General features: G+C 75.1%; 10 protein-coding genes. 4 read left to right on the top strand and 6 right to left on the bottom strand.

Annotation, left to right across the window (positions count from 1 at the left end):
- Positions 1-123 precede the first annotated feature (123 nt).
- From V2S66_RS24450 to V2S66_RS24440, 3 genes are all read right to left on the bottom strand, one after another.
- The gene (locus V2S66_RS24450) at positions 124-2,397 is read right to left on the bottom strand and encodes a serine/threonine-protein kinase (RefSeq protein WP_330798451.1); all 2,274 of its coding nucleotides are present in this window, start codon (positions 2,395-2,397) and stop codon (positions 124-126) included.
- Positions 2,398-2,812: 415 nt separating this feature from the next.
- Positions 2,813-3,019 carry a DUF397 domain-containing protein gene (locus V2S66_RS24445; protein ID WP_330798450.1) on the bottom strand — a complete coding sequence of 69 codons (207 nt, stop codon included), beginning with the start codon at positions 3,017-3,019 and terminating at the stop codon, positions 2,813-2,815.
- Positions 3,016-3,888, bottom strand: a complete 873-nt coding sequence (locus V2S66_RS24440) for a helix-turn-helix domain-containing protein (RefSeq protein ID WP_330798449.1) — start codon at positions 3,886-3,888, stop codon at positions 3,016-3,018. Before V2S66_RS24440 ends, V2S66_RS24445 begins: the two co-directional genes overlap by 4 nt.
- Positions 3,889-4,010: 122 nt before the next feature.
- Between V2S66_RS24440 and V2S66_RS24435 the strand changes: the two genes are divergently transcribed.
- Entirely contained in the window at positions 4,011-4,448 is a 438-nt protein-coding gene (locus V2S66_RS24435; protein WP_330798448.1) for an ATP-binding protein, read from the top strand.
- A gap of 90 nt (positions 4,449-4,538) precedes the next feature.
- A complete protein-coding gene (locus V2S66_RS24430; RefSeq protein WP_330798447.1) occupies positions 4,539-5,192 on the top strand; it encodes a hypothetical protein in 654 nt (217 codons plus the stop codon).
- A gap of 49 nt (positions 5,193-5,241) precedes the next feature.
- Here the strand turns inward: V2S66_RS24430 and V2S66_RS24425 are convergent, their stop codons facing one another.
- Genes V2S66_RS24425 through V2S66_RS24415 form a run of 3 tightly spaced genes read right to left on the bottom strand, consistent with a single transcriptional unit; the run spans position 5,242 to position 7,693 of the window.
- Entirely contained in the window at positions 5,242-6,321 is a 1,080-nt protein-coding gene (locus V2S66_RS24425; RefSeq protein ID WP_330798446.1) for a hypothetical protein, read from the bottom strand.
- On the bottom strand, positions 6,318-7,232 hold the full coding sequence (locus V2S66_RS24420; RefSeq protein ID WP_330798445.1) for an ABC transporter ATP-binding protein: 915 nt from the start codon (positions 7,230-7,232) through the stop codon (positions 6,318-6,320). Before V2S66_RS24420 ends, V2S66_RS24425 begins: the two co-directional genes overlap by 4 nt.
- Positions 7,229-7,693 carry a GntR family transcriptional regulator gene (locus tag V2S66_RS24415; RefSeq protein ID WP_330798444.1) on the bottom strand — a complete coding sequence of 155 codons (465 nt, stop codon included), beginning with the start codon at positions 7,691-7,693 and terminating at the stop codon, positions 7,229-7,231. Before V2S66_RS24415 ends, V2S66_RS24420 begins: the two co-directional genes overlap by 4 nt.
- Positions 7,694-8,145: 452 nt before the next feature.
- Here V2S66_RS24415 and V2S66_RS24410 point away from each other — a divergent pair, with 452 nt between their 5' ends.
- Positions 8,146-12,075, top strand: a complete 3,930-nt coding sequence (locus V2S66_RS24410; RefSeq protein WP_330798442.1) for a Pls/PosA family non-ribosomal peptide synthetase — start codon at positions 8,146-8,148, stop codon at positions 12,073-12,075.
- A 54-nt stretch (positions 12,076-12,129) separates the two neighbouring features.
- Positions 12,130-13,485: a M1 family metallopeptidase gene (locus tag V2S66_RS24405; RefSeq protein ID WP_330798441.1), complete on the top strand. Its 1,356-nt coding sequence runs from the start codon at positions 12,130-12,132 to the stop codon at positions 13,483-13,485.
- Positions 13,486-13,505 lie beyond the last annotated feature (20 nt).

Genomic DNA, 13,505 nt, shown 5'->3' with positions numbered 1-13,505 from the left:
ACGTACCCGTGTCACCCCCGCGCGCCCGGTCCTGCGGCCGTGGAGCGGCTGCCGGACCGGGCGCGGGACGTGAGGCCGGGGTGTGCGGTCGGGTCAGGGGCCGGTCCGGCCCGGTGCGCGGGGTCAGTGGCAGCCGACCCGGTAGGAACCGTTGCCGGACGCCGCGCCCGGGTCGGTGGAGACGGTCAGGCCGACATACGGGCGGGCGCTGTCCGCGGTGAAGGTGAAGGCGTCGGTGAAGGTGTAGGTCTGCGAGCCCTTGGGGAAGACGGCGGTCTGCGCGGGCTGGGTGACGGCGCCCTGCGGCGCGCCCGTGGCGCTGCGCCACCAGGTGAGGTGCAGCGTGCCCGCCGCGGTCCCGTCGTACTGCACCAGCACGGTGGCCTTGGCCGTCCGCTTGCCGCCGGTGGAGCAGGTGAGGCCGGTGACGGCCACGGAGGCGACGTGCGGCGCCGCCGCCGAGCCGGTGGTCGTGGTGGGGCTGGCCGGGGTGGTGGGGGCGGTGGTGGTCGGGGTCGCGCTGCCGGTGGCCGTGCCCGTCGGGTCGGCGGCCGCGAGCGTCGGACTCGCGGTTCCGGTGGCCGGGGCGGTGGTCGTCGCGGTCGCCGAGGGGCTGGCGCTCGCCGGAGGGGACGCCGTCGTCGCGGCCGCGGTGGGCGAGGTGGGTGCCGGGCCGGAGGTCCGCGGCGTGGTGGCGCCGGGCGCGGCGCTCGCCGGGTCCCCGTCGCTGCCGGAGGCCGCGGCGGTGATGGCCACGGCGCCCGCGACGACGACGGCCGCCGCCACGGCGACGGCGAGGATCTTGGCCCGCCGGCCGAGACGGGGCCGCTGCGCGCGGGCGCCGGGCGCCGCAGCAGGCGGAGCGGCGGGCGGCGCCGGGGCGGGGACCGGCACGAGCGCGGGCACGGGCTGCTTCTGCGGTACGGCGTCCGCGACCGGCAACGAGGCGGCCAGCGCGCCGAGTTCACGCCGCCCGCGCTCCTCCCAGTCCGCACCGTAGGCCGCGACGGCGGCGGTCTCCAGCTCGGCCGCGAAGTCGGCCGCGCTCTCCGGACGTTCGGCGGGGGCGGCGGCCAACCCCCAGGCGACCAGGGGGCGTACCGTCGCCGGCGTGGCGCCGGCGAGGCACTCGTCGAAGACCGCGGTCGCCGCGTAGAGGTCGGCGGCCACCGTCGCCGGGCCGCCCGCGGACCGCTCGGGCGCGGTGTAGGGGCCAGCGGGCGCGGCGACCGCCTCGCCGCGTGACGCGACGCCGAAGTCGACGACCTTCGTGACGCCTTCCGCGGTCACCAGGACGTGCTCCGGCCGGTAGGCGCGGTGCAGGACGCCCGCCTCGTGTGCCGCGTGGAGGGCGAGCAGCGAGTCCTTGAGGACCACGAGGGCGGCCTCGGGAGGGAGCGCGCCGGTCGCCCCCAGCAGGGCGTTCAGGGCGACGCCGTCGACCGGCTCGCGCACGATCGCCGCGTGCGGACCGTCCTCCACGTAGGCGTGGAGCTGGGCGAGGTACGGCGCGGCGACGCCGCCGAGCGCCTGCGCGTCGTCGCGGAACTCCGCGCGGAAGGCGGCGTCCTGGGCGAGCGCGGCCGGCAGGTAGGTGATCGTGACCGCGACGCTGCTGCCTTCGTGCAGGGCGCTGACGACGCGGCCGTTCGTACCGGTGCCGAGGTCGCGGTCGTGCACGTAGCCCGGGGCCTGCCAGGCGTCGGCGCTCCCCTGCGCGGCGGCCTTCCGCGGCCCCGCCGCCTTCGACGTGGCGGTGCTCCTGGCGGCGGCGCCGGACGTCGCGGACTTCGCCGCCTTGGCGGTCTTCGCGACCACGGCGGTCTTCGCGACCGCAGGGGACGTGGCGGGGGCCTTCTTCGCCGCGGCCGGCTTCGAGGCAGCGGCGGTCCTGGCGGGCGTCGCCTTGGCGGGGGTGGCCTTGGCGGGGGTCGTCTTCGCGGGGGTGGCTTTCGCAGCCGTCTTCTTCGCCGCGGTGGACTTGGCGGGAGTCGCCTTCGCCGGAGTCGCCCTGGCCGCGCCCGAAGGTGCCGCCTTCTTCGCGGGGGCGCCCGAGGTCTTCTTCGCCGCGGGGGCAGCGGCCTTGCCGCCCGCGGTCTTCGCGGTCGCCCTCTTCGCGGCGGGCGCGACGGGTGCCCCATCGGCTGCCGGGGCAGCCGCCGCAGTCGTGGCCGCGGCGTTCTCCTCGGCGGCGTCCGTTCCGCTCCGCGCCGAAGTGTCCGGAACCTCCGACGCTGCCTGGGGCTTGCGCCCCCGGGACGCGGTCGGCCGTGCCGCCGGCGTCGCGGGCTTCCTCTGCGCCGGCTGCTTCCGTGCGGCCGGCGTCGCGGCCTGAGCGGCCGTTCCGTCCGTGCCGTTGTCCTCGCCGGGTATGCCCGTGCCGTCGTGGTCGTCCACCTGATCCGCCCCTCGCGCTGCCCTTGTGCAGGAGCCGCTGGTCTTCGGCTCCTCGACGCCCGGTTCCCTGCTCGACTCCACCGGCGGCCGGGCTGAATCCGCCGGGGCCCACGGCGTCCGGTCCGGTCAGGTCCGAGGCGGTCCGGTCCGCTCCGTTCCGGGACGGCCGGGGCCGAGGGATCGGCCGGTCGGCCCGGCAATCGCTCGCACGTCCGAGAGGGGAGCCGTGAGGATCAAGAGGGTACTGCCAACGGGGGCATGCCTCGGACCGGGGCAGGTCTGCGTGCCAGTTCGGCCCCCGACGGTGCCGATGCCGCCGTTCCCGGGGTTCGCGAAATCCTCGCATCCGGCACGGTGGACGGGTGAACGTGGCGAAGGGCGGCCCGGTTGCCCCGGGCCGCCCTTCGCGAGTCGTTCAGACGCGGTCGGCCGCGTACGCCACGAACGCGGTCCACTCCGCCGCACCGAACGCGAGCTGGGGACCCTCCGGGTCCTTGGAGTCGCGGACGTGGACCGTACGGGAGGAGGTCGCCACCTCGACGCAGTCCGGCCCCTCGTTGCTGCTGTAGCTGCTCTTATGCCAGCGCAACTCAACTCTGCCGGCAGAGGAGTTGATCGTCATGTCTCTCCCAGGACCTTTTGGATGAACGCCAAGGACTCCCGTGGGGTGAGAGCCTGTGCGCGGATGATCCCATATTGCGCTTCGAGCGTCCTGACCTCGCTGCGGCCGGTGACAACACGGCTGAAGTTCTGCACCTCGACGTGTCCCACGGTGGGTCCGTTCCCGGGTTCCAGCAAACGAAGTTGACCGCCCATCCCGGCATGGTCCTCGCGATCCGTCGGCATCACCTGGATTTCGACGTTCCTCAACTGGCCGACGTCCAGGAGCCGTTCGAGCTGGCGACGCAGTACGTCGCGCCCGCCGATTGGTCGGCGCAGGGTCACCTCTTCCTGGACGAAGCTCAGGATGGGGGCAGGCCACCGGTCGAAGATGCTTTGGCGATCCATGCGTGCAGCGGTGTACCGGTCAATGGTCTCCTCGTCGAGGAGCGGCCGACGCATGCGGTACAGCGCTCGCGTGTACTCCTCGGTCTGCAACAGGCCCTGGATGTTGTGGTTGCTGTACGAGCCCATGGACACGGCGAGGGACTCCAACTTTGCCAGGTCCCGCACCTTCTTCGGGTACCGCGCGCGCTCCACGTCCTCCTTGAACGCCGCGAGCATCCCGCCCGCGGCCAGCACGTCGTCCGCGGCGTCGAGGAACTCCGCCTTCGGCGCCCGCCGTCCGCGCTCGACGGAGGAGACCAACTCCTCGCTGTAGCCGATCTGGCGGCCCAGCTCCGCCTGCCGCAGGCCCGCCCGCTCGCGCCACAGCTTCACCTGGCGCCCGACGGTCTTGAGGATGTCCGTGGCGCCCTCGTCCCAGTCCTGCTCCTCGGTGCCGCTGCCGGCCTGCCCGGCCGTGCCCGCGGCCTCCGTACCCGTCGTCATCGATCCACCTCCGCCGTGCGTGTCCGGACGCCCGGACGCAGAGCCGGGACGGCCGGACAGGTCACGCTCCGTCCCGGCCTCATCACTGGTCAGCCTATGCACGGACGGCCACGCTCTGTCACGTGAACTCCGAAATCTCCACCCGGACCTGCGTCTTCGTCCGCATGCTCCCCGCGACCCGCGCGGCCGCCGGCATGGCGCGACGCCTCACCCTCGGTCAGCTGGCCGCCTGGGACGTGCCGCACGACAGCGAGCCGGCCGACGCCGCCGCCTCGGTCGTGGCCGAACTCGCCGCCAACGCGGTGACCCACGGCCGCGTCGCCGGACGGGACTTCGAACTGCGGCTCACCCTCGACCGCGACGCCGCGGTGATCCGTGTCGAGGTGAGCGACGCCCGCGCCGAACGCCGCCCGGCCACACCGCCCGTACCGCCCGACGGAGACGCGGAGTCCGGCCGCGGCCTCTTACTGGTCCAGGCGCTGACCCGCGCGTGGGGCGTGTCCTCCCGCGACGTCGGCAAGACCGTCTGGGCCGAAGTCGCCCTTCCCGAAGCCCGTTGATGCGGCGGCGATCGCCGGCGCGGCCGGTCCCCTGGAAGGCGACCGCGCCCTCTGGCACGCTGGGGCACCCAACCACCGGGCGGGGAGGGCATGTTCGAGTTCCTGAAGCTCATGACGGAGACGACCACCCAGGCGCTGTCCGGGGTGGCGGCGCACCGCAGGGACAAGCGGCGGCGCGATCTGGCGGTCGACCTGTTCCTCATCTACGTCCGCCTCAACGAGGCCATGGTGAACGCCGAGGACATCCTCGCGCTGTTGGCGGCGTATGTGCGGCGTGGCGGCAGGCACCGCGAGGAGGCGACGCGCAAGCTGCACATGCGGCTGACCCAGCAGGGTCGGACGCTGCGCCTGGTCAGCAGGGCGATGGCCGCCAGGAGCGCGCAGCTGATCATCATCGAGGCGGCGGAGTACGACCTGCTCAGCCGGATGGTGTGGGGCAAGCTCAGCGACGTCGACGCGTTGGCAGGCGACCTGGCCCGGCACCGGGTGCGCCTGGGTGACTTCCCGTCGGCGCCCACCCGTCGCGCCCGCCTGCTGGGGCGCGGGCGCACCGACGTGGTCTTCGACCCGGAGGACGCGACGAAGGCGGTCGTCGCCCAGGTGCGCCGCTACCTCCGCTCCGGGGCGCCGCAGCGGCGGGTGGCGGAGATCCGCTCCTCGCTGGAGCGGCTGCGCGCGCTGCTGGCGGAGAACTTCTCCCTGGAGGACGTGCTGATCGACGTGGGCGCCCGCAAGAGCCTGTAGTGGACGGCCGGTCGCGGGTGGGCGGCTGCCCCCGCGGCGGGCGGGCCGCTCACCCCGCGCTCAGGCTGGTGCCGCGCACGATCAGCCAGACGGCGGCCAGGGCCAGGGCGCCGATGCCGAGGTAGCCGCAGGCGAGGATGAGGTGGAACTGCGGTATCCGGTCGGCGGGCTGGAACTTCACGAAGGTCTGCATGTGGTGGCGGGACAGGCATGGGAGCAGCGTGTCGGGGCCGAGGTCGGTCGAGCAGAGGCCCTTCAGGCGGGTGTAGTCGACGGCGTGCCCCGAGGAGTCGTACAGGTTCTGCACCTCGCCGGGGCCGATCCGGAAACCTCCCTTGATCTTCAGGTCGTTGACGCTCCCGATGGGTCCGGCGTCCCCCAGCGGGGCGATCGGCCGGAAGCGGGACACCGGCGTCTCGAAGGTGGGGTAGCGCCACTCGACGACCGCCAGCAGGGCGGCGTAGCCCGCGACGGCGCCGACCACGGCGGGCAGGACGCGCCGGATGCCGGCGCCGAGCGCGACGCCCACCGCGAACCAGGCGACGCCGAGCGCCAGCGGCAGCATGCCGGAGTCCAGGAACATGGAGCCGTCGAACAGGCCGCCCTCGCTGACGTCGGCCATCACGTGTGCCAGGTGGTCGCAGACCGCGGCGAGCGCCGCGGTCAGTACCGCCACGACCGTGCCGATCAGGGCCAGCTTGGTCCACAGCCACCGCGCGGGGGACACGTCCTGGCTCCAGGCCAGCAGCAGGGTGCGCTGCTCGTGCTCCCTGGCCAGCAGCGGGACGCCGAGGAACATGCCGACCAGCAGCGGCAGGAACTCCACCACCTGCAGCAGGTCGTTGGCGACCCGCAGCGGCCCGAACGGCGCGGTCAGCGCGGCTTCCTGGGTGCTGCCGCTGGCGCAGGGCAGGTCGTGGCACTGGTGGTGGAGAGCGGTCATGTCGGCGGCCAGGTAGGCGATCCAGCCGGTGAGCGCGGCCGCGAGGAGCACCGAGCCGGCGAGCGCCCAGCGGTGCTGGCGCCAGGTCAGCCACAGCAGGCCGGCCAGGCCGCCGCCCTGTCCGGTGGTGGTGGAGTCGCCGCCGGCGGAGTCGGCGGTCAACGGGGCGGGAGCCAGTGGGGTCATGCTGCGGCCTCCGTGCTCGTGCGGGTCGCCGCGGACGACTTGAGGTAGGTGACGACCAGGTCTTCGAGGGAGAGCGGCTGGGCGTTCCAGCCGGGGGCGACCACCGGGGTGGCGGCCGCCGCGTCGGGCGTGCGGACGACGAACGTCGACTGCCGGGCGGTGTGCTGCGCGGAGACGATCGCGCCAGGGCTGGGCGGCAGGTCCGCGCGCGGCCCGCTGAGCCGGGTGTGGCCGGCCAGCAACTCCTCGACGTCGCCCGCCAGTACCGGACGCCCCGCGGCGAGCAGCAGCAAGTGGTCGCTGACGCCGGCCAGTTCCGCCACGATGTGGGTCGACAGCATGACGGTCATCCCGGTGTCGGCGGCCTCCCCCATCAGCTCGCCGATCACCTCGGTGCGCGCCACCGGGTCGAGGTGGGACAACGGCTCGTCGAGCAACAGCAGTTCGGGGCGCGAGCCCAGCGCGACGGCCAAGGCGACCTGGGTGCGCTGGCCGCCGGAGAGCCTGCCGCAGCGGCGGTCCTGCGGCACGTCGAAGCGGGCCAGCCAGGACGTCGCCCGCCGCTGGTCCCAGACGCGGTTGGTGCTCCGGCCGAAGCGCAGCATGTCGGCGGCGCTGAAGTCCCGGTACAGGGGCTTGTCCTGGGCCAGGATCGCGACCCTGCCGCCCGCGTGGGCGGCCTCCCCGCGGCCTCGCGCGACCGTGCGGCCGTTGACGCGCACGGTGCCGCCGGTGGCGGGCAGCATGCCGCTGATGATGCTCATCAGGGTGGACTTGCCCGCGCCGTTGGCCCCCACGAGGGCGACGACGCGGTGGGCCGGCACCGTGAAGGCGCACTCGCGCAGCGCCCACACCTCGCCGTAGCGCTTGCTCACGCCGTCCGCCTCCACAGCGATCGGTTCACCGCTCACGCGGCGCCCCCCTCTTCTTCCGGCGCGCCGGCGGCTCGCGCCGGCCGCTGCTGTGGCGGTGCGCCGGCCGATCGCGTCCGGCTGTGCGCGTCCTCGGCGATCACCGCGGCGACGAGGGCCTGGACGTCCTCGTCCTCGAGACCGGCCTCCCTCGCCTGGCCGAGCCAGCGGGCGAGCCCGCCGCGCAGCCGGGCCATGACGTGCGGGTCCGCGGTGCCCAGCGACCCGCTGACGAAGGTGCCCGCCCCCTGGCGCGCCTCCACCAGGCCGGACAGTTCCAGCTCCCGGTAGGCCTTGAGCACGGTGCTGGGGTTGACGGTGCAGGAGGTCACCACGGCCCGCACCGTCGGGAGCCGGTCCCCGGGATGCAGCAGCCCCAGCCGCAGGGCCTCGCGCACCTGTCTGACCAGCTGCGCGTACGCGGGGACGCTGCTCGCCCGGTCGACATGGAAGTCGATCACGTCTGGGTCTCCTCTCCGAGGCGTTCGAGAAAAATTGTGCTACTTGAGTAGAACACCAGTCAACCAGCATGAGCAAGCCCGCCGGCACGGCGCCCGCCACCCCTTCGGGTGCGCGCGGCTTGCCCGCGCCGGGCGGGCGGCGTGATATCGGAAAGAGGCCGCCCGGGAGTCCACGCGACGGGGTGGCCCGATTCACAGTGCGCCTGTCGACGCCCCACGCCGGCAGGTGAGTTCACGCAGGTGGAGGCGCTTCCCCCGGTTCGGGCGGGCACGTTGGGAACCGCCGGACGCGGTGGGCGGCGGCCGCCGGGGGCCGGGCGCCAGAGCAGCAGCCGTTAAAATAGGGCGGTTGTCTTGATTTGGCGGCGAGTGCGGCACCTGCGGCGGACTCACCATTGCGGCCACCGGACGTCGATCGTGTCCCGGGCCGAGGGACGAGGAGCGAGGAACGCATGACTGTGACCGTGCCGATCGACGCCCTGCCGGACGAGGTCCGCCCGGCCGGCGCCGCGGCCGCGTACGGCGACCCGCTGGAGCGGCGGGCGCACTTCCCCGGGCGGCCCGCGGCCGAGCCGCGGACCCTGCTGGACGTCCTCGACGCGACCGTGCTGGCCCACCCGCACGAGCCGGCGCTGGACGACGGCAGGTCCGCGCTCAGCTACCGGGCGCTGGCCGCCGAGGTCGGCGCGCTCGCCCGGCGGCTCACGGAGGCGGGTGTCGGCGCGGGCGACCGCGTCGGCGTGCGGGTGCCTTCGGGCACCAACGACCTGTACGTCAGCATCCTCGCGGTGCTCGCCGCCGGAGCCGCCTACGTGCCGGTGGACGCGGAGGACCCCGACGAGCGCGCCGAGCTGGTCTTCGGCGAGGCCGGGGTCGCCGCCGTCCTCGGCGCCGGCCGCAGCCTCACGCCGACCGGTCCCGGCCGGGCCGGCCGCCCGTCCCGGCGTCCCGCGCCGGGCGACGACGCGTGGATCATCTTCACCTCGGGGTCCACCGGGCGGCCCAAGGGCGTGGCGGTCACCCACCGCAACGCGGCCGCGTTCGTCGACGCCGAGGCGGCGCTCTTCCTCCCGGACGAGCCGATCGGCCCCGGCGACCGCGTCATGGCCGGGCTGTCGGTCGCCTTCGACGCCTCCTGCGAGGAGATGTGGCTCGCCTGGCGGCACGGCGCCTGCCTGGTGCCGGTCCCCCGCTCGCAGGTCCGCGAAGGCGGCGACCTGGCGGACTGGCTCGCGGAGCAGGAGATCACCGTGGTCTCCACGGTGCCCACGCTCGCCGCGCTGTGGCCCGCCGCGGCGCTCAACGAGGTGCGGCTGCTGATCTTCGGCGGCGAGGCGTGCCCGCAGGAGCTGGTCGAGCGGCTGGTCACCGAGGGCCGCGAGGTGTGGAACACCTACGGCCCCACCGAGGCGACCGTGGTGGCCTGCGCCGCGCTGCTGACCGGCGAGGGCCCGGTGCGCATCGGTCTGCCGCTGGACGGCTGGGAGCTGGCCGTGGTCGACGAGTCGGGGCTTCCGGTCCCGATGGGCGGCAGCGGCCAGCTGATCATCGGCGGCGCGGGACTCGCCCGCTACCTGGACGCCGCCAAGGACCGCGAGAAGTACGCCCCGCTGGAGTCGCTCGGCTGGGAGCGCGCCTACCGCAGCGGCGACCTGGTGCTCGCCGAGCCCGAGGGCCTGGTCTTCCTCGGCCGGGCCGACGAGCAGATCAAGCTCGGCGGCCGGCGCATCGAACTCGGCGAGGTCGACGCCGCGCTCCAGGCGCTCCCCGGCGTGGCCGGCGCGGCTGCGGCCGTCCGCACGGCCCGCCGCGGCAACCAGCTGCTGGTCGGGTACGTGGTGACCGGCGACGGCTGGGACCGGGACGAGGCCGTGGCGCTCCTGCGCGCGCGGCTGCCCGCCTCGCTGGTGCCGCTGCTGGCCGTCGTCGACGCCCTGCCGACCCGCACCTCGGGCAAGGTGGACCGGGCGGCCCTGCCCTGGCCGCTGCCGGACCTCGCGGTGCCCGCCGGCCCGAGCGCGGCCGAGCGGTTCAGCGGGACCGAGGCGTGGCTGGCCGAGCAGTGGGAGGAGATCCTCGGCACACCGGTCGGCGACGCACGCGACGACTTCTTCGCCGTCGGAGGCAGCAGTCTGGCCGCCGCGCAGCTGACCACGGCGCTGCGCGAACGCCACCCCGGGGTCGCCGTCCTCGACGTCTACCAGTACCCGACGCTGCGCAAGCTCGCCCGGCTGCTGGACGGCCTGGTCGAGGGCGACCGCCAGGCCCGTACCGTGGCGCCGGTGCCGCTGCGCGCCCGGATCGTGCAAGCGCTCCTGCTGGTGCCGCTGTTCACGCTGGCGGGACTGCGCTGGACGGTCGGGCTGCTGGCCCTCGGCGACGTCCTGACCCGGTTCGGCGGCTACGCCTGGGCGCCCACCGCGCCCTGGTGGCTGGTCGCGGCCGGCGGCCTGCTGCTGTTCAGCCCGCCGGGCCGGCTGGCCCTCGCGGCCGGCGGCGCCCGGCTGCTGCTGCGCGGGGTGCAGCCGGGCAGCTACCCGCGCGGCGGCGGCGTGCACCTGCGGCTGTGGACCGCCGAGCGGCTCACGGAGGTCTGCGGCGCCGCCACCCTGTCCGGGTCCTGGCTGGTGAGCTACGCCCGCGCGCTCGGCGCCAAGGTCGGCCCCGACGTCGACCTGCACTCGCTGCCGCCGGTCACCGGGATGCTCAAGCTGGGCCGCGGCTGCGCGATCGAGGCCGAGGTGGACCTGTCCGGCTACTGGCTGGACGGCGACCTGCTGGAGATCGGCGGGGTGAAGGTCGGATCAGGCGCCGTGGTCGGCACCCGGAGCACCCTGCTGCCGGGCGCACGGGTCGGCAAGCGCGCCCAGGTCGCGGCCGGCTCCAGCGTCACCGGCCAGGTGCCGACCGGGCAGCGCTGGGCGGGCTCGCCCGCGGTGAAGCTGGGCAGCGCGGAACGCCGCTGGCCCAAGCAGCGCCCCCGCCGCCACGCGCGGTGGGCGGCCGCCTACGGGGCGAGCGCGCTGGGGCTGACGCTGCTGCCGGTGGCCGGGGCGCTGGCCGCGCTGGCCGTGGCCGGCTGCGTGGTGCCGACCGGCGGCGGTCTCGGCGACGCGGTGCGCGGGGCGCTGATCGCGCTCGTGCCCGCCACGCTGGCCTTCGGCCTCGTCTACGCGGTGCTGCTGCTGGTGGCGGTCCGGCTGCTGAGCCTGGGGCTGCGCCCCGGCTGGCATCCGCTGAGCAGCCGGGTCGGCTGGCAGTCCTGGACGGTCAGCCAGCTGATGGACGCCGCCCGGCAGACGCTCTTCCCGCTCTACGCGGGCCTGATCACGCCGGTGTGGCTGCGGGCCCTCGGCATGAAGGTCGGCAGCCGCGCCGAGGTCTCCACCGTGCTGGCGCTGCCGAGCCTGACCACTGTCGGCGACGGGGCCTTCCTCGCCGACGACGCGCTCGTCGCTCCGTACCAGCTCGGCGGCGGGTGGCTGCGGATCGGGCCGGCGGAGATCGGCGAGCGCGCGTTCCTCGGCAACTCGGGGATGACCGCGCCGGGCCGCGCGGTGCCCGACCGCGGCCTGGTCGGGGTGCTGTCGGCCACGCCGAAGAAGGCCAAGGAGGGCCGTTCGTACCTCGGCATGCCGCCGGTGCGGCTGCCGCGCGCGGCCGACGACGGCGACCAGAGCCGTACCTACGAGCCGCCGGTGCGGCTGGTGTGGGCGCGGGCGCTGGTCGAGGTCTGCCGGGTGGTTCCGGTGCTGGCCTCGGCGGCGCTGGCCGTGCTGACCCTGGCCGCGCTGGCGTGGCTCTGCTCGGTGCTGGCACCGGCCTGGGCGGCGCTGCTGTCCGGCGCCGTGCTGCTGGCCGCGGGCGCGGCCGCCGCTGTGGTGTCCGTGGCCGCGAAGTGGCTGCTGGTGGGCCGGTTCCGGGCGGTGGAGCGCCCGCTGTGGAGCGGTTTCGTGTGGCGCAACGAGCTGGCCGACACCTTCGTCGAGGTGCTGGCGGTACCGTGGCTGGTCGGCGCGGTGCCCGGCACCGCGGTGATGTCCCTGTGGCTGCGGGCGCTGGGCGCGAAGGTCGGCCGCGGGGTGTGGTGCGAGAGCTACTGGCTGCCCGAGGCGGACCTGGTCACCCTGGAGGACGCGGTGAGCGTCAACCGCGGCTGCGTGCTCCAGACCCACCTGTTCCACGACCGGATCATGCGGATGGATACGGTGGTCCTCCGCACGGGCGCGACGCTCGGACCGGGCGGCATCGTGCTGCCGGGCAGCGAGATCGGGGCCGGCAGCACGCTGGGACCGGCCTCACTGGTGATGCGCGCGGAGTCCATCCCGCCGGACACCCGGTGGCTGGGCAACCCGGCGGAGGTCTGGCTTGGACGAGGATGAGGCACGGCTGCACCCGGCACGGTCCGTCCCCCACCGCGAGGGAGTGCAGGACCGTTGAGTCAGAAGCCGGCACCGGACGCCGACCCCTACTTCCCCGGCAACGGCGACTCCCGCTACCACGTGCACCGCTACGAGCTGGCGCTGGACTACCGTCCCGCGTCCAACCGGCTCAAGGGCAGCGCGCGGCTGAGCGCGGTGGCGGGCCCCGAGCCGCTGCGTGAGTTCGCCCTCGACCTCGCCCCGGGCTTCCGGCTCGGCAGCGTCGTCGTGGACGGCCGCGACGCGCACTACACCTACCGGGCCGGGAAGCTGCGGGTCCGCCCGGCGAAGGCGCCGGCGGCCGGCGCGGCGTTCACCGCGCAGGTGCGCTACACCGGCAATCCGCAGCCGGTGCGCAGCCAGTGGGGCGGGCTGGGCTGGGAGGAGCTGACCGACGGTTCGCTGGTCGCCAGCCAGCCGGTCGGCGCGCCGTCCTGGTACCCGTGCAACGACCGCCCCGCGGACAAGGCGTCGTACCAGATCGCGGTCACCGCGCCGTCCCCGTACACCGTGGTCGTCGGCGGCCGGCTGCTCACGAGGACCGCCCGCGCGGGCAGCACCACCTGGCTGTGGGAGCAGCCCGCGCCCACCTCCAGCTACCTGGTGACCGTCTCCATCGGCCGGTACGAGAGCGTGCGGCTGACCGCCGACCCGGCCGGGCCGCAGCCGCGCAGGCCGGTCCCGCAGACGGTGTACGTGCCCGCGCGGCTGCGGTCGCGGGCCGTCGCGGACTTCACCCGGCAGACCGCGATGATGGACTTCTTCGAGGAGGTCTTCGGCGCCTACCCCTTCGACGAGTACGCGGTGGTCGTCGTCGACGAGGAGCTGGACGTGCCGGTCGAGGCGCAGGGCCTGGCGACGTTCGGGGCCAACCACGTGGACGGCGCGCGGGGCGCCGAGCGGCTGGTCGCCCACGAGCTGGCCCACCAGTGGTTCGGCAACAGCCTGTCGATCGCGGACTGGCGGCACATCTGGCTCAACGAGGGCTTCGCCAAGTACGCGGAGTGGCTGTGGTCGGAGCACTCCGGCGGCCCGGACGCGGCCGCGCACGCCGCCACCGCCCACGCGGCGCTGACCCGGCAGCGGCAGGACCTGCGGCTGGACGATCCGGGACGGCGGCTGATGTTCGACGACCGGCTGTACGAGCGCGGCGGCCTGGTGGTGCACGCCGTGCGCGACGCGCTGGGCGACGACGCCTTCTTCCGCATGCTGAAGGCGTGGACGGTGGTCCACCGCCACGGCGTGGTGACCACCGCGGACGTCACCGCCCACGTCCAGCGGTACGCCGCGCGGCCGCTCGACGCGCTCCTGCACGGCTGGCTGCATCGCACGGCGCTGCCGCCGCTGCCCGGCGGCGGCGACCCGCGCTGAGCGGACATGCGGGTGGGGGG

This window comes from Actinacidiphila polyblastidii (assembly GCF_036353415.1).
GTDB lineage: Bacteria > Actinomycetota > Actinomycetes > Streptomycetales > Streptomycetaceae > Actinacidiphila > Actinacidiphila polyblastidii.
This window is presented reverse-complemented; position numbering and strand designations above follow the sequence as displayed.

Coding starts and splice junctions, on each gene's coding strand:
- V2S66_RS24425 (WP_330798446.1), bottom strand. CDS start 6,321: ATGACCCCACTGGCTCCCGCCCCGTTGACCGCCGACTCCGCCGGCGGC.
- V2S66_RS24440 (WP_330798449.1), bottom strand. CDS start 3,888: ATGACGACGGGTACGGAGGCCGCGGGCACGGCCGGGCAGGCCGGCAGC.
- V2S66_RS24410 (WP_330798442.1), top strand. CDS start 8,146: ATGACTGTGACCGTGCCGATCGACGCCCTGCCGGACGAGGTCCGCCCG.
- V2S66_RS24430 (WP_330798447.1), top strand. CDS start 4,539: ATGTTCGAGTTCCTGAAGCTCATGACGGAGACGACCACCCAGGCGCTG.
- V2S66_RS24445 (WP_330798450.1), bottom strand. CDS start 3,019: ATGACGATCAACTCCTCTGCCGGCAGAGTTGAGTTGCGCTGGCATAAG.